This window comes from Paraburkholderia caledonica (assembly GCF_000383275.1).
Classification (GTDB): Bacteria; Pseudomonadota; Gammaproteobacteria; order Burkholderiales; family Burkholderiaceae; genus Paraburkholderia; species Paraburkholderia caledonica.
This window is the reverse complement of sequence record NZ_KB911043.1, coordinates 47143-68167: the sequence shown is the minus strand read 5'-3', so window position 1 is coordinate 68167 and position 21025 is coordinate 47143. Positions and strand designations below refer to the sequence as shown.

Annotated in this window: 11 protein-coding genes; all 11 read left to right on the top strand. The window is 62.5% G+C overall.

What is annotated here, in order from left to right; translation table 11 throughout:
• Positions 1-153: 153 nt before the first annotated feature.
• The 11 genes from uvrA (at position 154) to H281_RS0125195 (ending at position 20369) form a co-directional block, all read left to right on the top strand.
• Positions 154-6069, top strand: a complete 5916-nt coding sequence (gene uvrA / locus H281_RS0125245; protein WP_033379677.1) for an excinuclease ABC subunit UvrA — start codon at positions 154-156, stop codon at positions 6067-6069.
• Between the two features lie 1056 nt (positions 6070-7125).
• Positions 7126-9828, top strand: coding sequence for a TonB-dependent receptor plug domain-containing protein (locus H281_RS0125240; RefSeq protein ID WP_027804935.1), 2703 nt, complete (start codon positions 7126-7128; stop codon positions 9826-9828).
• A 112-nt stretch (positions 9829-9940) separates the two neighbouring features.
• On the top strand, positions 9941-10552 hold the full coding sequence (locus tag H281_RS0125235) for a MotA/TolQ/ExbB proton channel family protein (RefSeq protein ID WP_020069917.1): 612 nt from the start codon (positions 9941-9943) through the stop codon (positions 10550-10552).
• Positions 10553-10577: 25 nt separating this feature from the next.
• Positions 10578-10997 carry an ExbD/TolR family protein gene (locus H281_RS0125230; RefSeq protein ID WP_020069916.1) on the top strand — a complete coding sequence of 140 codons (420 nt, stop codon included), beginning with the start codon at positions 10578-10580 and terminating at the stop codon, positions 10995-10997.
• A complete protein-coding gene (locus H281_RS0125225) occupies positions 10994-11767 on the top strand; it encodes an energy transducer TonB (protein WP_027777379.1) in 774 nt (257 codons plus the stop codon). The genes H281_RS0125230 and H281_RS0125225 overlap by 4 nt, the downstream gene beginning before the upstream one ends.
• A gap of 116 nt (positions 11768-11883) precedes the next feature.
• Positions 11884-13785 carry an extracellular solute-binding protein gene (locus H281_RS0125220; protein ID WP_027804934.1) on the top strand — a complete coding sequence of 634 codons (1902 nt, stop codon included), beginning with the start codon at positions 11884-11886 and terminating at the stop codon, positions 13783-13785.
• A gap of 17 nt (positions 13786-13802) precedes the next feature.
• A complete protein-coding gene (locus H281_RS0125215) occupies positions 13803-14855 on the top strand; it encodes a microcin C ABC transporter permease YejB (protein ID WP_020069913.1) in 1053 nt (350 codons plus the stop codon).
• The gene (locus tag H281_RS0125210) at positions 14809-15924 is read left to right on the top strand and encodes an ABC transporter permease (RefSeq protein ID WP_027804933.1); all 1116 of its coding nucleotides are present in this window, start codon (positions 14809-14811) and stop codon (positions 15922-15924) included. The genes H281_RS0125215 and H281_RS0125210 overlap by 47 nt, the downstream gene beginning before the upstream one ends.
• Positions 15921-17579 carry an ABC transporter ATP-binding protein gene (locus tag H281_RS0125205; protein WP_020069911.1) on the top strand — a complete coding sequence of 553 codons (1659 nt, stop codon included), beginning with the start codon at positions 15921-15923 and terminating at the stop codon, positions 17577-17579. Before H281_RS0125210 ends, H281_RS0125205 begins: the two co-directional genes overlap by 4 nt.
• Positions 17572-19008 (top strand): TldD/PmbA family protein, encoded by a 1437-nt coding sequence (locus tag H281_RS0125200; protein ID WP_020069910.1) that lies wholly within the window; start codon positions 17572-17574, stop codon positions 19006-19008. The genes H281_RS0125205 and H281_RS0125200 overlap by 8 nt, the downstream gene beginning before the upstream one ends.
• Positions 19008-20369: a metallopeptidase TldD-related protein gene (locus tag H281_RS0125195; RefSeq protein WP_020069909.1), complete on the top strand. Its 1362-nt coding sequence runs from the start codon at positions 19008-19010 to the stop codon at positions 20367-20369. The genes H281_RS0125200 and H281_RS0125195 overlap by 1 nt, the downstream gene beginning before the upstream one ends.
• Positions 20370-21025 lie beyond the last annotated feature (656 nt).

Here is a 21025-nt window from a genome sequence, read left to right as displayed (position 1 = left end):
CCGGTGCGCGTCGTGGAAAACTGTATAAATATACAGTATAGTGTTCAACTGCAAGCGGGCGCGGCTTCAGCGCCTCAGCGCCCGTTTGCACTGAACTTGCGCGGTCGCGAGGCGTCCGTGAGAGGTGGCCCACTCATTCAGACGGTCGAAAAATTGTCATCCAACGGCATTATCAAGATTCGCGGCGCGCGCCAGCACAACCTCAAAAACGTCGATCTCGACGTGAAAACCGGCGAAATGACGGTCGTTACCGGCCCGTCCGGGTCCGGCAAGTCGAGCCTCGTGTTCGACACGCTTTACGCGGAAGGGCAGCGGCGCTACGTCGAAACGTTTAGCGCGTACGCGCGGCAGTTCCTTGATCGCATGGACCGGCCGCAAGTCGACCGGGTCGACGGCGTGCCGCCCGCCATCGCGATCGACCAGACCAATCCGGTGCGTAGTTCGCGCTCCACCGTCGGCACCATGACGGAGCTCAACGACCATCTGAAGCTCCTCTACGCGCGCGCGGCCGAACTGTTCGACCGCAAGACGGCGCATCAGGTGCGTCACGACACGCCTGAAACGATCTATGCCGAGCTGCTCGAACGCACGGAAAAGGACGATCCGCGACTGGTCGTCACGTTCCCGGTCGAATTGCCGGAGTCGGCGTCCGAGCAGGAAGTGGAGCAATGGCTGTCGGCGAGCGGCTACACGCGCGTGCAGGCGCAGCGCGAGGTCGAGTCGCCTACCGGCAGACGCAAACTGCTGGACGTCGTCGCGGACCGTTTCCGCCTGCGCCAGGCGGACAAGCAGCGCGTTGTCGAGGCGATCGAGGCGTCGCTCAAGCGCGGCGGCGGGCGCGTGAATATCTACGTGCTGCCGCCGGCTTCCGAAGGCCAGCAGCCGCCTGAGGCACAGCAAGCCGAGCCGCAAATCTGGCGTTTCTCCACGGGACTGCACAGCCCGGAGAGCGATCTGCGCTACGCCGATCCGCAACCGGCGCTGTTCTCGTTCAACTCGGCGTACGGCGCGTGCGAGGTCTGCCGTGGGTTCGGCCGCGTGATCGGCGTCGACCTGGGTCTCGTGATTCCAGACGCGCGCAAGACGTTGCGCGACGGCGCGATCAAGCCCATGCAAACGCCGGCGTGGAAGGAGTGTCAGGACGATCTGATGCGCTACGCGGCGAAGGCCGACATACGCCGCGGCACGCCGTGGGGCGAACTCACGGACGCCGAGCGCGACTGGGTGATCAACGGCTCGCCTGACTGGAACGGCAAGTGGCAAAGCCATTGGTACGGCGTCAAACGCTTCTTCGAATATCTCGAATCGAAAGCGTACAAGATGCATATCCGCGTGCTGCTGTCGAAGTACCGCAGCTACACGCCATGCGAAACCTGCGGCGGCGCGCGCCTGAAAACGGAATCGCTGCTGTGGCGCCTCGGCAGCAAGAAGAACGCCGACGACGTGCTGACGCCCGCACAGCGCTTCATGCCGCGCGGCGTCGAATGGAACCGCGCTCAGCTCGAAGCGTTGCCCGGTCTCACCGTGCACGATCTGATGCTGATGCCGATCGAGCGCATCCGCCGCTTCTTCGACGAAATCAGTTTGCCGAGCGCTTTGCTCGACGACGCGCTCAAGCTGCTGCTCGCGGAAGTGCGCACACGCCTCAAATACCTGTGCGACGTCGGGCTCGGCTACCTGACGCTCGACCGCCAAAGCCGCACGCTGTCGGGCGGCGAAGTGCAGCGGATCAATCTGACCACGGCGCTCGGCACGTCGCTCACGAAAACGCTGTTCGTGCTCGACGAGCCGAGCATCGGCCTGCATCCGCGCGATTTGAACCGTATCGTCGAAGCCATGCATCGTCTGCGGGACGCGGGCAATACGCTGGTGGTTGTCGAACACGATCCGTCGGTCATGCTGGCGGCCGATCGCCTGATCGACATGGGTCCGGGGCCGGGCGAGCGGGGCGGCTCGATCATTTACGACGGTGTGCCCGAGGCCATCCGCTCGTCGGGCACGCTCACCGGCGAATATCTCGGCGGCCGCCGGCACGTGGCGGACGCGGCGCACTGGTCGCAGCGCCCGGTCGACGCGAGCACGCCTCGCATCGTGCTCGAAGGCGCGACCGAACATAATTTGCGCGACGTGACGGTGGAGATTCCGCTGCAGCGGCTCGTCTGCGTAACGGGTGTGTCGGGCTCCGGCAAATCCACGTTGCTGCAAGACGTGCTGTACCCGGCCATGGCGCGGCACTTCGGTCTCGCCACCGAGTCACCCGGTGCATTTCGCAGCCTGACCGGCGCGGACCAGGTCACCGACGTCGTGTTCGTCGACCAGTCGCCGATCGGCAAGACCGCGCGCTCCAATCCCGCGAGCTACGTCGGCGCGTTCGACGAAATCCGCAAGCTGTTCGCGAAGGCGCCGCTTGCGCAACAACGCGGCTATGGCCCGGGCATGTTCAGCTTCAATTCCGGCGACGGGCGCTGCCCGACGTGCGGCGGTTCGGGCTTCGAACACATCGAAATGCAGTTCTTGAGCGACGTGTATTTGCGCTGTCCGGACTGCGACGGCCGCCGTTATCGCGCCGAACTGCTCGAAGCGAAGATCGAGCGCGGCGAACCCGCGCGTGCGTTGAGCATCGCAGACGTGCTCGAACTGACCGTCAGCGAAGCCGCCGCCTATTTTTCGAAGGACGCCGAAGTATTGCGCGTGCTGCAGCCTATCGTCGACGTGGGCCTCGAATACGTGAAGCTCGGCCAGCCGGTGCCCACTTTATCGGGCGGCGAGGCGCAGCGGCTCAAACTCGCGGGCTTTCTCGCTGAATCCGCGCAGGCGCGCACCGCGCGCGGCGCGAAGCAGGCAGTCGCCAAACGCCTTTTCATGTTCGACGAGCCGACCACCGGCCTGCATTTCGACGATATTGCCAAGCTGATGCAGGCGTTCGGCAAGCTGCTGGCAAGCGGTCATTCGCTGATCGTGATCGAGCACAATCTCGACGTGATTCGCGCGGCAGACTGGATCATCGACCTCGGTCCCGAGGGCGGCGACGGCGGTGGCCGCGTGCTGTGCGCCGGCACGCCGGAAGACGTCAAGGGCTGCCCCGAATCGCATACCGGCGAAGCGCTGTTGCACTACGACCGCGCAATGAGCGCGGCTGCGCAGCCTGCCGAGGAGGCATCGCAAGGCATTCCGTTGCAGAAGGCGCTGAGCGCGGCGCGCGCGCGCCGTGCCATCGAAGGTGAAGACGTGGTACGCATCGTCAACGCGCGCGAGCACAATCTGAAAGCGCTGGACGTCGACATCCCGCATGGCAAGTTCAATGTCATCACCGGTGTGTCGGGGTCGGGCAAGTCGACGCTCGCGTTCGACATTCTTTTCCACGAAGGGCAACGCCGCTACCTCGAATCGCTCAATGCGTACGCGCGTTCCATCGTGCAGCCCGCAGGCCGGCCTGAGGTCGACGCCGTGTACGGCATCCCGCCGACGGTCGCGATCGAACAGCGTCTGTCGCGCGGCGGCCGCAAGAGTACGGTGGCGACCACGTCCGAGGTGTGGCATTTCCTGCGCCTGCTGTATGTGAAGCTCGGTTTGCAGCATTGCATTCATGACGGCACACCGGTTACGTCGCAAAGCGTCGAGTCCATCGCCGCGCAATTGCTGCGTGACCATAAGGGGCAGCACGTCGGCTTCCTCGCTCCGCTCGTGGTCAACCGCAAAGGCGTGTACACCGATCTCGCGAAGTGGGCAAAAGCTCGGGGCAATACGCATCTGCGGGTGGACGGCGAATTCGTGCCGGTGGACCCGTGGCCGAAGCTCGACCGCTTCCGTGAGCACACTATTGAATTGCCGGTCGCCGACCTGATCGTGTCGGCGGACAACGAAGCGGAACTGCGGCACGCGCTCGATCAGACGCTGGAAGTCGGCAAGGGTGTGATGCATCTGCTCGCGCCGCTCGACGGTCTGCATGACGCAATAAACGGTGGCCAGCCTACTGCGAAGCTCGGCGCGGTCAAGGTGCTCTCCACCAAGCGGGCGTGTCCGGTTTGCGGCACGAGCTACCCCGAGCTCGATCCGCGCATGTTCTCGTATAACAGCAAGCATGGCTGGTGCACGACCTGTGTGGGCACGGGGCTCGCGCTCACACGCGAGCAACGCGCCGCGTACGACGACACGATCGTCGTAGACGACAATCGTGGCCGCGAACAGAGTTTGCCGTCGGAAGAGCAGGAACCCGAAGGTCTCGTCGACGAACCGTGTCCGGATTGCGTGGGCACGCGTTTGAATCCCACCGCGCGCGCCGTCACGTTCGACGCGCAAGCCATTACCGACGTCGCGCAATGGACCGTGACGGACACGCGCGCGTGGATCGACGGTTTGCACATGACAGGCCGCGACGCTGAGATTGCGCGCGACGTAGTCAGCGAGATCGGCAGCCGTTTGCAGTTTCTCGAAGAGGTTGGGCTCGGTTATCTGAGCCTCGACCGGGCAGCGCCGAGCCTGTCGGGCGGCGAGGCGCAGCGCATTCGCCTCGCCGCGCAACTGGGCAGCAACCTGCAAGGCGTCTGCTATGTGCTGGACGAGCCGACCATCGGCCTGCATCCACGCGACAATCAGATCCTGCTGAACGCGCTGCGCAAGCTTGGCGACAAGGGCAATACGCTCGTGGTCGTCGAGCACGACGAAGACACGATCCGGCGGGCCGATCACATCATCGACATCGGGCCGGGCGCCGGCAAGCGCGGCGGCACGCTGATCGCGCAGGGCAGCGTGGCGGATCTGTCCGCGCAGCCCGAATCGCTGACGGGGCAGTTTCTCGCAACGCCCATCGTGCATCCGCTGCAGCCGCGTCGCAAAGTCGTCGCGCCGGGTAAGCGCGCGGCGGCGGTGCCCGAGAACTGGCTGACCGTGCACGGCGGCAAACTGCACAATCTGCGCAACGTCACCGTGGGCATTCCGCTGTCGCGACTCGTCGCGGTGACGGGTGTCAGCGGCTCGGGCAAGTCCACGCTTGCGCGTGACGTGCTCATGGCGAACCTGCTCGACGCAGTTGGGCGCTCGGTGTTGTCGTCGCCGGCTACGCGTCGGGCGCGAGCGGCGGCAGAAGAGAAGCCCGCCGCGAACCGCCGTTCGAGCGTGCTCGCGCGCACCGCGCCGCGTGCTCCGCTGAACGTCACGCATGCGTGGCAGGGCTGCGACTCGATTACGGGTTGGGAAAGCATCGACCGCGTGCTGGAAGTCGATCAGACGCCAATCGGCAAGACGCCGCGCTCGTGTCCCGCAACGTACATCGGCGTGTGGGACGCAATTCGCAAGCTGTTTGCCGGCACGCTCGAAGCTCGCGCGCGGGGCTACACGGCATCGCGCTTCTCGTTCAACACAGGCGAGGGCCGCTGCCCAGCTTGTGAAGGGCAAGGCGTGCGCACCATCGGCATGAGCTTCCTGCCGGATGTGAAAGTGCCGTGCGATGTCTGCCACGGGCAGCGCTTCAACCCTGAAACGCTCGCAGTGACGTGGCGGGGCAAGAATATCGGCGACGTGCTCACCATGGAAATCGATGAGGCTGTCGAGTTCTTTGCGCCGATCTCGAACATTGCCCATCCTCTGCAGTTGATGAAAGACGTGGGGCTCGGTTACCTCACGCTCGGTCAGCCATCGCCTACCTTGTCGGGCGGCGAGGCGCAGCGCATCAAACTCGTCACCGAGTTGAGCAAGGTGCGCGACGACATTACGCGGCGCGGTCAGAAATCGCCGCATACGTTGTATGTGCTCGACGAGCCGACGGTTGGCCTGCATATGGCCGACGTCGCCAAGTTGATTCGCGTGCTGCATCGTCTCGCCGACGGCGGCCATAGCGTCGTGGTGATCGAGCATGACCTCGATGTGATCGCCGAGGCAGACTGGATCATCGACCTCGGACCCGAAGGCGGTGTGGGTGGGGGGACAGTCGTCGCTGCTACGGACCCCGAAGGAATCGTGCAGATTCGCGCGAGCCACACCGGCGCAGCGTTGAAGCCTGTGCTCGACCGTACTGCACATGGCGGCGCTCGCGCTGCGCAAGTCGAAGCGGGCGAAGGCACCAACGGGTAGCGGAAACTTCGAGTCGCGTAGCAAAAGAGAGGGCCCGCATTGCCGACCAGGCGATGCGGGCCCTTTCCATTCCCCTAGAGCGTGTTTAGTTCGAGACAATGTTTTGTTTAGTGCACTGTCACATCGTCGTATATCGCAAGCCGGGTTGGCACACGAGCAAATTCGAAAAACTTTAGAACGTCCCGTCTAAAGGCCGGGCAGTGCCAGATTGAAACAATGCCATCAAAAAAAGTTTGACGACCGATTTTGATTTGTTATTGTCCCTGTCCATTGAGTGTTTCATAACGCTTGGTGCGTTGGCGGGACACGCGCACCGGGCTCTTCTTCACGCTTTTCCAGCCTGGTTGAAAGTCACGCGTCCGTAATTCGGCCGCCGCTTCCGCTCGCGCTGGAAATGCGTAATCGCTTGCCACGACCGTCTGAGGCATGGTCCAGCTTTGCGACATAGCAGCCGGACGAGCAGTGAGTGTGGTGCGCGAAACAATATTTGCTTATATCAAACAAATTTTGACTACGTGATTCTGACTTGCTATGTTTCTGCCACCGCATGACATGCAGCGCAATTTGAGCTGAGCCTTGCGCGCAGGCGGTTCTGTAGCAATAGTGTTCCCCAGTCAGTGAATCTTTCAACTCGCTGACAGATCAGCCGGGTAGAAGCAAGCTCGCACCGGAAGTGCCCTCGGCAGAACGCTGGCGGGTTGATGAAAAGTTAGGCATCCAAAGTGTTTATGTCTCAGTGAATGTGCCGAGCCGCGCCGAAAATGGCGCGCCGTGAAAGCGGGCTGGTTCACCTCGACATGAACATTGCACGAAATAGAAAAGCTTTCATTTCTGTTAGTAAATTAGTAGTCCAATTCAATCGATTGAATTGGATTCGTATCGCCTTTCGCAAAGTGATTGGATTAAACGCAATTTAATCGTTTTGGACTTATTTGCACTAACGCTGGGCATATTCGGTAAAGCGTGGTGCGCCGTCGTCGTAAAAAGGGCAGGGAAGTTCATAAGGCTTTTCTTTGCACAACAGGTGTGGTCTTACTGACAAGTGAGAAGGGGAAAATGAAACAAAGGGCATTGGCGTTGGCCATTAAAAGGATGCTTTGGGCAGAACTCGCCTTGTCGGCGGCTATGGCCGCACCGGCGTTTGCACAAAGCCAGCCGGCGACGACCGGCAATACCGCGGCCACTACGACGTCGGAAGCCACTCCGACAGCGACGGACTCGGGCAACGTAACGAAGATGCAGCGCGTGGAAGTTACCGGCTCGCTGATCCGCACGTCGGATAAGGTCGGCAATACCGAGGTGCAAACCATCACGCCGAAGGAAATCGAGCAGAGCGGTTACACGACCGTGGCTGATTTTCTGCGCGGCACGTCCGCCAACTCTGGCAGCAGTTGGGGCCAAACGACCATGAACAGCTCGGCGCAAGGCGGTGGGGGCATCGCGTTGCGCGGCTTGAGCGAAAAGTACACGCTGGTTCTGGTGGACGGACAGCGCGTCGCCAATTACGGCAAGGCGGTGAACTTCACCGACACGTTCTTCGACGTGAACTCGATCCCGCTCAATATGGTGGATCACATCGACATCGTGAAGACGGGCGCCGTGTCGGTGTACGGCTCGGACGCGATTGCCGGCGTGGTCAACATCATCACGAAGAAGAACTTCCAGGGCTTGCAGTTCGACGGCCAACTGGGCAAGGCGCAGCATCCGGGCGACGCGCAGGGCAACTTCGGCGTGCTCGGCGGCTTCGGCGATCTGAATTCGGACCGCTTCAACGTAACGGCTGCGGCGAGCTATTACCGCGACACCGGTTCCTCGCTCGCCGATCGTTCGATGACGGCCAACCAGGACTTCAGCCAGTTCCCCGGCGGCCTTGCAGGCCCGCTCGGGCCGAACCAGCAGTCGTACTGGACGGCTCCTGACGGCACCAAGACCGCGCTCAACCCATGCCCTCCCGGCAGCGTGTCGGCGGACGGCGGCGCGGAGTGTAAATCGAATCCCGCGAGCACGACCTCGCTGGTTCCGTCTACAACGCGTTTGAACGCAAAGGTGCGCGGCACCTTCAAGATCAATGACGACGTGCAGGCCTACGCGGATCTATGGGTGAGCCGCAACGAAACCGTGCAGAACGAAGGCCCCGCGGCACTTTCGAGCATAACCAACGCCTACAATCCGGCCACCGGTTCCGCGCTGCCGCTGTCGCGCACCGTTCCGGGGACCAATCCGTACAACCCGTTCGGCGCACCGGCGCAGATCAACTACACGTTCCCCAACACTATTTCAGCGGATACGGTGTCCACCTTCTGGCGCGCGATGACCGGCGTGAAGGGCTCGTTCACCACGCAGAAGTTCGGCGACTGGGACTGGTCTGCGGACTACGGTCATTCGCAAAGCACCGTGGACACGACCTACAGAAACATGTTGAACGTGGCGGGTGTCGAGAACATTCTGCAGAACGGCGTATACGATTTCGCGAATCCGTCGGCCACGCCTAACGGGCTGAACGGCGTGTTCCAGAACGACTACGAACAGGCTATCTCGAAGCTCGACAGCGTGACGGCGAAAACCTCGACCGGCAATCTGTTCAATCTGCCGGGCGGCCCGGTCGGCGTCGGCTTCGGTACGGAATTCCGCCACGAGAGTTCGCTGATCAATTCGCGCACGTACACTGTGCAGGGCATCACCGCGCCGGCCAACGTGCAGACGGTCGACGGCGAGCGCAACGTGGCCGCTGTCTACTACCAGGTCGACATTCCGATCATCCGCAATCTGACGTTCACGCAGGCGGGCCGTTACGACCACTACAGCGACTTCGGCGGCGCGTTCTCGCCGAGCTTTGCGCTGCGCTTCCAGCCGGTGCAGGCGCTCACGGCATTTGCGTCGTATAGCCGCGGTTTCCGTGCGCCGACGCTCGTCGAAAACTCGCAGGCAACCTATCTTGCGCACCAGAACCTGGTCGATCCGAACGATCCGAGCGGTTCGTCGACCAAGCGCTTTACGACTGAACAGGTCAATGGCAACCCGAACCTGCAGCCCGAGCATACGAAGAACTACAACATCGGCTTCCAGCTCTCGCCGGATTCGTCGACCGATATCGGCGCAGCGTTCTACAAGATTCACATCGACGGCGTGATCGGCACCAACGATCCGAATGCGGTGATGAACGCGAACGACCCGTCGACGGTGATTCGCAATGCGGACGGCACGGTCGCCTACATCAAGGAGCAGTTCGTCAATCTCGGCTCGCTCGACACCGACGGCTTCGACATGAACTTCCGCAAGTCGGTCGGCACGAAGTACGGCACGTTCACGCTCGCCGGCGACTGGGCCTATGTGTGGCACTTCAAGCTGAACAGCCCCGGCGCACCGACGCAGGACTTCGCGGGTAACAACCTTGCGCTGCTGCAACCGTTCGGCGCGAGCAACCCGCGCTGGAAGGGCAACACTAGCCTGAGCTGGGACTATCGCAAGCTCACGACCACGCTCACGTGGCAGTACACGGGCCCTTACACGAATGCGGTGGCGTCCGAATTCGGCGACGGCGGCACGTTGTCGGTGGCGTCGTACAGCCAGTTCAACCTGATGGCCACGTATCGCGGCTTCAAGCACTGGACCATCTACGGCGGCATCAACAACATCTTCGATCGCAAGCCGCCGTTCGACGTCGAGTGGCAGGCCACACCGGATATCACCGGCTACGACCAGTCGCTTTACACCAACATCGGCCGCTTCTTCCAGGTCGGCGCGACGTACCGCTTCTAAGTCCTCGATGTCTGTTTTTGAAAAGCAGTCTGTTTAGTCGGTCGGCTGCTTCGGCTCCCGTCTTCGGGACCGAAGCGGCCCAACTTTGTTAGAGACGCAACTGGAGTTCCCCGTGCTCAATACCCTTATCAACTATTCAGTTCAATCGATGGGCCTGATTCCCGTTCTGGCCTTCATCTTCCTGCTGGGCATCTCGATCATCGTCGAGCGCTTCATGTTCTTCTCGCGAGCGGTCAAGGCGGGCAAGACGCTCGAACATGATCTGAAGATGGTCGAGCCGGCCAATCTGTCCGACGCACAGAAAGTCGCCGAGCACTACAAAGCAACCGTGCAGGGCGAACTGGTCAAAAGTGCGCTGAAGGTGCAGGGCAAACCCGAAGCGGTGGTGGAGCGCGAACTGGAGGAAACCATCATGTTCCAGATGCCGCGCCTCGACCGCAATCTGTGGATTCTCGACACCGCGGTGACGCTCGGGCCGTTGCTCGGCCTGCTCGGCACGATCATCGGCATGGTCGAGTCGTTCAACGTGCTCGGCACGAGCGGCACCGCGAATCCGAACGGCGTGACGGGCGGCATCGGCCACGCGCTCACGGCTACTGCGTGCGGCCTGACGATCGCCATTATCTGCGTGATCTTCCTGAACTACTTCAACAAGCGTATCCGGATGACGGTCAATCAGTTCGATCTGATCAAGTCGCTGCTCGTGTCGCGGTTCGCCGCCTGAACATCCGCTTCCAAGGAGAAGGATCATGCGTAACCATCGCAGCCATTACCTGGGCGCGGAAGAGAAGGCGCGCATCGAGATCATTCCGATGATCGACATCATGATGTTCCTGCTTGTGTTCTTCATGCTTGCCACGCTGAAGATGATTCAGGGCGCGGGCATCAAGCTCGATCTGCCGCAATCGAGCACGGCGGAGCAGTTGCAGCAGACGGTCAAGGTGTCGATCGGCGTCACGAAGACCGACGAGATTTATCTCGACGCGAAGCCGGTCACGCCCACGGAGTTGACCGCGCATCTGCAAGGGCTCGTGCATGATTCGAAGAAGGTCGACGTGGCGATCGCGGGCGACGAAGGCACGAGCTACAAGGACATCGTCAAGGTGATGGACCTCGTGCGCGCGGCGGGCATCAGCTCGGTTGCACTCGCCACCAATCCGACGACATGAGCTCTCCGGTACTCGACATGAAAGACCCGCAAAGCCGCCTGAGCGGCGCCCTCTGGGCGTCGTCCAATCCGGCGCATCATGGCCGCATGTCCATGAAGACTGCGCTCGCTGCCGCCCTCGTCGTCGAATTGCTGATCGTCGCGGGGCTCTCGCAGGTGAGCTTCAGGCAGGAGCCGCCCGCGCCGCGCAAGATCATGGAAGTGACGATGGCGCCGCCGCCACCGCCGCCGCCGCCCGAGGTGAAAAAGCTCGAGCCGCCGCCCGCGCCGACGCCGGTAAAACCGCCGCCTAAACAGCAGCAACCCAAGCCGCAGCCGACTCCGAAGCCGCCGCCGGCGATGCCGTCGGCGACGCCCAAACCCGCGAACATCGCGCCCGCCGCGAATCCGAGCGCGAATGCGCCCGCGCTCGCCACGGCAAACGCGACGCCGGGTCCAGCCACGGCGCCTGCCGCTCCGCCTGCGCCGGTGGCGCCGCCGGCGTTACACGGCGTGGTCGACGGACGCGGTCACTGCCAGGCCGTGCAGCCGCAGATTCCGCGCCGCGCGTTGCAAGAGGGACTGTCGGCGACGGTGATCGCCCATCTGTCGATCAGTCCCGACGGCAGCGTCAGCGACGTAAAGATCGTGCGCGTGACACCGCCGACCTCGGTCTTCAACGACGCGGTCATCACCGCGGCCAGGTCGTACCGTTGCGAGAAGAATGCCGAGCCGTACGTAGGCGAGGTTGCGTTCTCGTTCAAGACCGCACCGAGCGACGACGACCAGTAAGGCCGCAACCGCAGTGGAGAAGGGAGCGCGGGCGATGGACAGAACCATCCTCGCGCGATTCGACGTACCGCGTGCCGGCTCGCAGCCGGCGCGCGACCTTTTAGCGCTTGGAATAAATGAGACCTGTGAAGTTTCGCTGGCCGCTCGCGTTGCGCATGCTCGCATATCTGCCGCGGCCGGGCTCGAGCGTGGCCTCGCTGTGGGCGCGCGCCGTCGTGCTCGGCCTCGGTCTCACATTGGGCATGCCATCCGCGCACGCGAGGCCATCGATATCGCAATACGACGAGCCCCGATATCCGGCGAACTTCACCCACTTCGACTACGCCGATCCCAACGCGCCCGCGGACGGCACGCTCAGCTTTCAGAACTACAACGAGTTGCAGACCTACGATTCGATGAATCCGTTCCTCGTGCGTGGCGCACCCGCGCCGGACGTGCTGCACCTGATGTTCGACACGCTCATGCAGCGAAGCTGGGACGAGCTTGCGTCGGAGTATCCGTTGATTGCGGACGACGTGGAAGTCGCGCCCGATCTGTCGTCGGCGACGTTTCACATCAATCCGGCCGCTCGCTTCTCGAACGGCGATCCGATTACCGCAGCCGACGTCAAATATTCGTTCGACACGTTGACGAGCCCGCAGGCGTCGCCGATGTTCAATGCCCAATTCGCGGTGATCAGGCGCGCGGTCTTGGTCGATCGGGCCACCGTGCGCTTTGAATTCAGGCATGCCGAGCGCGGCGCGCCGCTGATTGCGGGCGACCTGCCGGTGTTCTCGCCGAAATGGGGGATGCGTGCCGACGGCACGCGCGCGCCGTTCGACCAGATTGCGAACGAGGTGCCGGTTTCGAGCGGCCCATATCTCGTCGAATCGCGCAAGAACGACAAGGAGATCACGTACAGGCGCAATCCGGCGTATTGGGCGGCAGACCTGCCGTCGAGGCGCGGCATGTACCGCTTTGCGCATATCACGTTCAAGCTGTATCGCGACCACTACACGCAACTCGAAGCCTTCAAGGCCGGCGACGCCGATGCGATCGTCGAATACAGCGCGACGCAATGGGCGCGCAAGTACGTGGGCAAGAACTTCGACAACGGTGTGTTGAAGAAAGGCAATTTCGCAGACGGCCCCGCCCAGATGCAAGGCATGCTGATCAATCTGCGCAAGCCGATGTTCCGGGACGTGCGGGTGCGCCATGCGTTGACCATGGCGTTCGATTACGACTGGATGAACCGGATGATGTTCTACGGCCAGTACCGGCGCACCGGCAGCTATTTCGCTGCGAGCCCGTTTGGTGCGAGCGGCATGCCGGGCGCGAAGGAACTCGCGCTGCTCGAACCGTACCGCGCGAGTCTGCCGCCTGAAGTGTTCGGCCCGATGGTGAAGCCGCCCGACACGCTGCCGCCGAATTCGCTACGCGGTAATCTGCGCGTGGCGCGCGATCTGCTCGCGCAAGCCGGCTGGCACTATCGCGACGGCGCGTTGCGCGACGCCAACGGCACGCCGATGAAGATCGAGATCATCGACGATCAGCCCGGCATGGACCGGCTGATTCTTCCGTATATGCAGGCGCTGGCGAACCTCGGAATAGAGGCGCATCTGCGCGAGATCGACAGTGCGTTGTATCAGAAGCGGATCGACAACTTCGAGTTCGACATGACCACGTATATCTATCCGCCGGTCACCATTCCCGGTGTGGAACTCGCACGCCGCTTCGGCAGCGCGGCGGCCTCGCAGGTGGGCTCGGAGAATTACCCGGGGATCCGCTCGCCCGCAGTCGACTCGCTGATCCATGCCGCGCTCGCCGCGACCACGCTCGACGATCTGCAGGCGGCAACCCGCGCACTCGACCGCGTGCTGATCAACTCCTATTACCTCGTGCCCGAGTATTACGCGCCGGGCGCGCGCATTGGCTACAAGACCACGCTCGGTTTTCCGGAGATCGTGCCGGCCTCGTACCAGTACGAGGATTGGGTTATCGACTACTGGTTCGCCAAACGGCCGGCCGCGTCACATTGAGTTCATCGGAAAGCGACATGCTTGCGTACATTTTCAGACGATTGCTGTTGATGGTGCCGACCTTGCTTGGTGTCGTCACGCTGACTTTCATCGTCACGCAGTTCGTGCCGGGTGGGCCGGTCGAACAGGTGATGACGCAACTCCGCCACGGCACTGGCCGTGGCGGAGACGCGGGGGCGGGCGGCGGCGGTTATCACGGCAGTCAGGGTGTCGATCCGCAGCAGATCGAGCAGATCAAGAAACAGTTCGGCTTCGACAAGCCGCCGCTCGAGCGCTATGTGCTGATGCTCGAACACTACGCGAGCTTCGACCTCGGACAGTCCTACTATCAGCACGCAAGAGTATGGGACGTGATCCGCTCGAAGCTTCCGGTGTCGATCACGCTCGGGCTCTGGACGGTGTTGCTCACCTATCTGGTTTCGGTGCCGCTCGGCATCGCCAAGGCGGTGCGCAACGGCTCGCGCTTCGACACCGTGACGAGCGTGCTCGTGCTCGCGGGCTACGCAATTCCCGGCTTCGTGCTGGGCGTTTTGCTGCTGATGCTGTTCGGCGGCGGCACCTTCTGGCAGGTATTCCCCATGCGCGGTCTCACATCGGATAACTTCGGTGAGCTGAGCACATTCGGCAAGCTGCTCGATTATCTGTGGCACATCGTGCTGCCCGTCACGGCCTCGGTGGTCGGCAATTTTGCGGTCGTCACGATCCTCACCAAGAACACGTTTCTCGAAGAGATCGGCCGTCAGTATGTGCTGACCGCGCGTGCGAAGGGCGCAACCCAGCGCGACGTGTTGTGGAAACACGTGCTGCGCAACGCGGCGATTCCGCTGCTGACCGGATTGCCGGCGGCGTTCGTCGGCGCGTTCCTGAACGGCAATCTGCTGATCGAGACTTTGTTTTCACTTGACGGCATGGGCCAGCTCTCATACGACTCCGTGATTCGCCGCGATTACCCGGTCGTGCTGGGCTCGCTCTTTCTCTTCACGTTGATCGCCCTTGTAACCAAACTCATTGCTGACGTCTGCTATGTCCTCGTCGACCCGCGTATCCAGTTCAACCGGCTTGACCGATGACGCGTCCGCCGCGCCACGCGGCTTAGTGCCGTCTCCGTGGCGGCGCACGTGGCTGCGCTTCCGGCGGCAGCGTCTGGGCTACTGGAGCCTCATGATCCTCGCTTCGCTGTTCGTTCTCAGCCTGCTCGGCGAGGTGCTGTCGAATGACCGGCCGCTCGTTGTCCGCTATGACGGGCATTACTATTTCCCGATCGTAAAGGACTATCCGGAGACGCTTTTCGGCGGCGATTTTCCGGCGCGCGCGAATTACCTCGATCCGTATATTCGCTCGCGGCTGGAGGCGAACGGCAACTTCGCGGTCTATCCGCCGAACCACTTTCACTACGACACGATCGACTATTTCGCCGCGCATCCGTATCCGGCGCCGCCCACGTCGTCGAACTGGCTCGGCACCGATCAATACGGGCGGGACGTGCTCGCGCGGCTTCTTTACGGCTTCAGGCTGTCGGTGTCGATGGCGCTCGCGCTCACGGTCTCGGGCGTGCTGATCGGCGTGGCGGCGGGCGCGGTACAGGGCTTTTACGGCGGGCGCACCGATCTGATCGGCCAGCGCCTGATCGAGATATGGAGTTCGATGCCCGACCTGTATCTGCTCATCATCTTCGCGTCGATCTTCGAGCCGACGCTGTGGCTGCTGTTCATTCTTCTGTCGATGTTCGGCTGGCTCGTGCTGTCCGACTACGTTCGCGCGGAGTTCCTGCGCAACCGTTCGCTCGACTATGTCAAAGCCGCACGGACGATGGGCCTGTCGAACGGGCAGATCATCTGGCGTCATGTGTTGCCGAACAGTCTCACGCCGGTTATCACGTTCCTGCCTTTCAGGATGAGCGCGGCGATCCTGTCGCTGACGAGCCTCGATTTTCTCGGGCTCGGTGTGCCGCCGCCGACGCCGAGCCTCGGCGAGTTATTGCAGGAGGGTAAAAACAATCTGGACGCCTGGTGGATTTCGGTGTCGGCGTTCGCCGCGCTCGTGGTCACGTTGCTGCTGCTGACTTTTATCGGCGACGCGCTGCGCAATGCGCTCGACACGCGTTCGCGCGGTTCAGCATTCGGGGGGGCGCCGCGATGAGCGTCACGTCGAACGACCGGCCGCTGCTGGAAATCGAGCGCTTTTCCGCGCGTTTCGGCGACAAGCTCGCGGTGCGCGATCTTAATCTTTCCATCGCGTGTGGCGAGCGCGTTGCGCTCGTCGGCGAATCGGGCTCGGGCAAGAGCGTCACCGCGTTGTCCATTCTGCGGCTCGTCGACCACGCGCATTTGAGCGGACGCATTCTGCTCGACGGTGAAGACCTGTTGCGCAAGACCGAGCAGCAGATGCGCGGGCTGCGCGGCGCGGACGTGGCCATGGTGTTTCAGGAACCCATGACCGCGCTCAATCCGCTTTTTACGATCGGCAAGCAGATCGCGGAAAGCGTGCGCCTGCACGAGGGCTTGCGGCCGAATGCGGCACGCTCGCGCGGCATCGAGTTGCTCAGGCGCACGGGCATTCCGGAGCCGGAGCGCCGCATCGACAGTTTTCCGCATCAGTTGTCAGGCGGCCAGCGCCAGCGCGCGATGATCGCGATGGCGCTCGCGTGCCGTCCTCGCCTGCTGCTCGCCGACGAGCCCACTACCGCGCTCGACGTGACCGTGCGCCAGCAGATCGTCGACCTGTTGATCGAACTCCAGGAACAGGAAGCCGCCGAGCGCGGCATGGCGGTGTTGCTGATCACGCACGATCTGAATCTCGTCAGGCGTTTCGCGCAGCGCGTCGCGGTGATGGAGAAGGGCGTGCTGGTCGAAACGAATACGACGCAAGCGTTGTTCGAAGATCCGCGGCATCCGTACACGCAGCGCTTGCTCGACAGCGAGCCGCGCCGCTCCGTAGCGCCGCTCGAAAAAGGCGCGCGCCGTCTGCTCGAAGTGCAGGGGCTTTCCGTCGACTACAGCACGCCCGCCAAAGGTTGGCGATCGCTGTTCGGCCGCTCCACGTTTCGCGCGGTGCATGACGTCGATTTGAGCGTGCGGCGCGGCGAAACCCTCGGCATTGCAGGCGAATCGGGATCGGGAAAATCGACGCTTGCGGCAACCGTGCTCGGTTTGAACAGGGCTGCTGCGGGTCATGTGCATATCGACGGCATGCCGTTGTCGGTGTTGAAGACGGCTGCTTCGCGGCGGGCGTTGTACTCGCGCATGCAGGTGGTGTTCCAGGATCCGTTCGGCTCGCTGTCGCCGCGCATGACGGTGGAGCAGATCGTCGGTGAAGGTCTTGCCGTGCATCGGCCCGAGATCGACGCAAAGGCGAGGCGTGTACGCGTTGCCAGTCTGCTGGAGGAGGTGGGGCTGCCCGCCGACGCGATGCCGCGTTATCCGCACGAGTTTTCCGGCGGGCAGCGTCAACGGATTGCGATTGCACGAGCGCTTGCAGTGGAGCCGGAACTGCTGGTGCTCGATGAACCGACGAGCGCGCTCGACGTGTCGATCCAGCAGCAGGTGCTCGCTCTGCTGGTACATTTACAGAAAACGCGCAAGCTAAGCTACCTTCTCATCACGCACGATCTCGCGGTGATGCGGGCCATGGCGCACCGTGTGATCGTCATGAAGTCCGGGCGGGTCGTCGAGGCCGGTGATACGCTCGAAGTTTTGCATGCGCCGTCGCATCCCTATACACGATCGCTTCTGGCCTCGTCGCTGCTGATGGCGCGGCCGGATTCCGCGCAAACTCCAAGGAGTGTGAATGATTGACGAACGCTGGGCGCAGGCCGCCCGCTCGCTTAAGAGCCGCGCGGAGTTCTGGTCGCTGCGCATCGTCGACGAACAGATCGACGATCACGAGGTTCGTAACGATATCGCGCAACCGCTGCGCACCGTGCGCGATCGTGGCGCGATGCTCATCGCGTGGGTCGGCGCGGGAGCCGGCTACGCGGCGACGGCGAATCTCTCGGCGGCGGGCTTGCAGCAGGCGCTCGATCTCGCCACCGCACGCGCCGAGGCGAGCGCGGCATTGTCGTTGATCGATCATCGCGAAGTGGCGCGTCCGTCGGCGAGTGGCGAGTACGTGTCGCCGAATGCCCAGCACACGCTGCCGGGCCGCGCCGAGTGGATCGACCGGCTCGGCGCCGAGTGCGCGGCGGCGAAGCTGGATTCGCGCATCGTCGAGCGAGTGGCCGCGATGCAGATCATTCACACCGATCAGCTTTATATGACCGGCGACGGCGTGCGTATCGATCAGCGGTTCCGCTTCGTGATGCCGCAGTTGAGCGTCGCAGCGCATGCGAATGGCGACACGCAAGTGCGCACACTCGGCGGCAACTACGGCACGCTCGGACAGGGCGGCATGGACGTGCTGGCGCGCTTCGGTTTCGACGGCTGCGGCCCGCGCGTCGCCGCCGAGGCGCTGCAATTGCTCGCCGCGCCAAATTGCCCGTCGGGCAAGCGCGACCTTCTGCTGATGCCCGATCAGATGATGCTGCAGATTCACGAGTCGATCGGCCATCCGCTGGAACTCGACCGGATTCTCGGCGACGAGCGCAATTTTGCCGGCTGGAGCTTCGTGAAGCCGGACATGTTCGGCTCTTACCGCTACGGCTCTGAACTGCTGAACGTGACTTTCGACCCCGAGTTGCGCGAAGAAGCTGCAGCCTACGCATTCGACGACGACGGCTCCGAAGCGCACAAGGAATATCTGATTCGCAACGGCGTGCTGGAGCGGCCGCTTGGCGGCGCGCTCTCGCAGCAACGCGCGGACATGCCGGGCGTGGCGAATTCGCGTGCGTCGAACTGGAACCGGCCGCCCATCGACCGCATGGCGAACCTGAATATCGAACCGGGCGAGAGTTCGCTCGACGAGATGATCGGCAACATCGAACACGGCATTCTGATGCGCACCAACACGTCCTGGTCGATTGACGATCATCGCAACAAATTTCAGTTCGGCTGCGAATTCGGGCAACTGATCGAGAACGGCAAGCTCACGCAGATCGTCAAGCAGCCGAACTATCGCGGCATTTCCGCGAATTTCTGGCGCAGCTTGAGCGCGGTCGGCAACGCCGACACGCGCGAAGTGTATGGCACGTCGATGTGCGGCAAGGGAGAACCGGCGCAGATCATTCGCGTGGGCCACGCGTCGCCCGCTTGCGTATTCAGCAATGTCGACGTGTTCGGAGGCGCGTGATGAGCGACTTCATGTCACCGCGCGCCGCGCATGCCGTGGACTGGCAACGGCACTTCACGTCGCTCGCCGATGCGATCGAGCGTCTCCAGCAACGCGGCGAAACTACGCTCAGTTCGTTTGCCGGCGAGCAGTCCGACTTCATTCGCTTCAACGCGGGCAAAGTGCGGCAAAGCGGCACCGTCTCGCAAGGCAAGCTGACCTTGCGTCTGATTGACGGCGCGCGGCAGGCGTATTCAACGTTGACGGTGTGCGGCGAACTGGAGCACGACGTCGACGAAGTGCGCGCCGCGCTGGCCACGTTGCGCGAGGGTCTGCGCGATGCCGCCGACGATCCGCACCTGCTGTTCGATACGTCCGCATGGCAGCGCACCACGCGGCGGTCGGGCAGATTGCCGGATCCGCACGGCTTGTTGCGCGTCGTCGCCGAATGCGCGCGCGGCCTCGATTTCGTGGGCTTTTATGCGGGCGGCACCATCGTGCGCGGCTTCGCGTCGACGCGTGGCAGCCGCGGCTGGTATGAAGTCGACAACTTCAATTTCAGCTGGTCGCTCTATGACCCGAGCGGTCGGGCAATCAAGACCACATATGCCGGCGACGACTGGAGCGATGCGGTCTTCGCCGGCAAAGTGGAACAGGCTGCCACGCGTCTCGCGGTGCTTGCTCGCGCGCCTCGTGCGCTCGCGCCTGGACGCTATCGCGCATGGCTCGCTCCAGCCGCACTTGCGGAGCTATTGGGCGTAACGGCGTGGCGCGGTTTTTCGGCGCGCGCGCAGGCCAGTTCGCGCAGCGAGTTGTACAAGCTGCACGTGGGCGAGATCGCGCTGGATCGTCGCGTCACGCTCAGCGAAGACCTCGGCCTTGGCATCACACCGGGCTTCAACGACGACGGCTACTTGCGCGACAGCGTTGCGCTGATCACAGCGGGCCGCAGTGCCGGGCAACTGACCAATGCACGCAGCGCAAGGGAATACGGCTGGACGCCCAACGGCGCGCTCGCCGAAGAATCGCCGGCGTCGCTCGCCATGCAGCCTGGCGACCTGATGGACGAGGACGTGCTTGCGCAACTGGGCACCGGGCTTTACATCGGCAACTTGTGGTACGTGAACTTTTCGGACCGGATGAATTGCCGGCTCACCGGCATGACGCGCTTCGCGACCTTCTGGGTGGAGAACGGAGAGATCGCCGCGCCGCTCGAAGCCATGCGGTTCGACGACAGCCTGTATCGCCTGCTTGGCAGCGAACTCGAACAGATCGGCGCGCACGCCGAATTGCTTCTGAGCGATGGGACGTGGGGCGAGCGGGCGACGGGCGGCATGCAATTGCCGGGCATCCTCGCAAAGTCATTCGAGCTGACCCTTTAAGCATTGCGACGCGGCTCGCCGTTCGAGGCGAGCCGCGCGCCGGCTTCCCTGCGTACGCGAACGGGAAGCATCACACGATTCCCAATCTTCTGAAGAATTAGCGTTTCACGCAAGGAACCGCTCTACAGTGGCGCCGATTAATCTGAAGAATAAACAGATCATGTTTCATAAATGAAACATTTTTTGCGATTTTAAAACGTTCGCATAAACGAATAATCGCTCGATTAGAATCGTTGCGGGCTAATTACCACGGCTGACAAGGCACATTCCGAATGTGCGAATAACAAATCCAATTAAAAGGGCCATTGCGGTGCGCCGGTGTGTTCAGCTTTGAAACGTTTTGATAGCTCTCCAATGCCGCACACGCCGCCGGGCGTATGCACACGGCATTCCACGGGGAAAGCGAGGCGGGCTGCGGTCCCGCTCAGCCGCGGCTCGCAGGGCTCGGCGGCGGCGCGCGGTAGGTTTTTCCGCTCCGGATTCACGCGTCGGCTAATTATTACTTGCATCAAATGAGAATAATTTTCGTCAGACGTTAAATGCCTGGCTAATTCCGTTGTTTTCAAATTTACTAACGGGATTCATTCGGCTAACATCGCTGATAATGCGTGAAGCGGCGTTCACCGATGTTGAATAGCGATTATCAGTTGATCCAT

What these genes read in the sequence shown, in the direction of transcription:
- H281_RS0125215 (WP_020069913.1), top strand. Translation starts at nt 13,803, where the DNA reads ATGCTTGCGTACATTTTCAGACGATTGCTGTTGATGGTGCCGACCTTG.
- H281_RS0125200 (WP_020069910.1), top strand. Translation starts at nt 17,572, where the DNA reads ATGATTGACGAACGCTGGGCGCAGGCCGCCCGCTCGCTTAAGAGCCGC.
- H281_RS0125195 (WP_020069909.1), top strand. Translation starts at nt 19,008, where the DNA reads ATGAGCGACTTCATGTCACCGCGCGCCGCGCATGCCGTGGACTGGCAA.
- H281_RS0125205 (WP_020069911.1), top strand. Translation starts at nt 15,921, where the DNA reads ATGAGCGTCACGTCGAACGACCGGCCGCTGCTGGAAATCGAGCGCTTT.
- H281_RS0125240 (WP_027804935.1), top strand. Translation starts at nt 7,126, where the DNA reads ATGAAACAAAGGGCATTGGCGTTGGCCATTAAAAGGATGCTTTGGGCA.
- H281_RS0125210 (WP_027804933.1), top strand. Translation starts at nt 14,809, where the DNA reads ATGTCCTCGTCGACCCGCGTATCCAGTTCAACCGGCTTGACCGATGAC.
- H281_RS0125220 (WP_027804934.1), top strand. Translation starts at nt 11,884, where the DNA reads ATGAGACCTGTGAAGTTTCGCTGGCCGCTCGCGTTGCGCATGCTCGCA.
- H281_RS0125230 (WP_020069916.1), top strand. Translation starts at nt 10,578, where the DNA reads ATGCGTAACCATCGCAGCCATTACCTGGGCGCGGAAGAGAAGGCGCGC.
- H281_RS0125225 (WP_027777379.1), top strand. Translation starts at nt 10,994, where the DNA reads ATGAGCTCTCCGGTACTCGACATGAAAGACCCGCAAAGCCGCCTGAGC.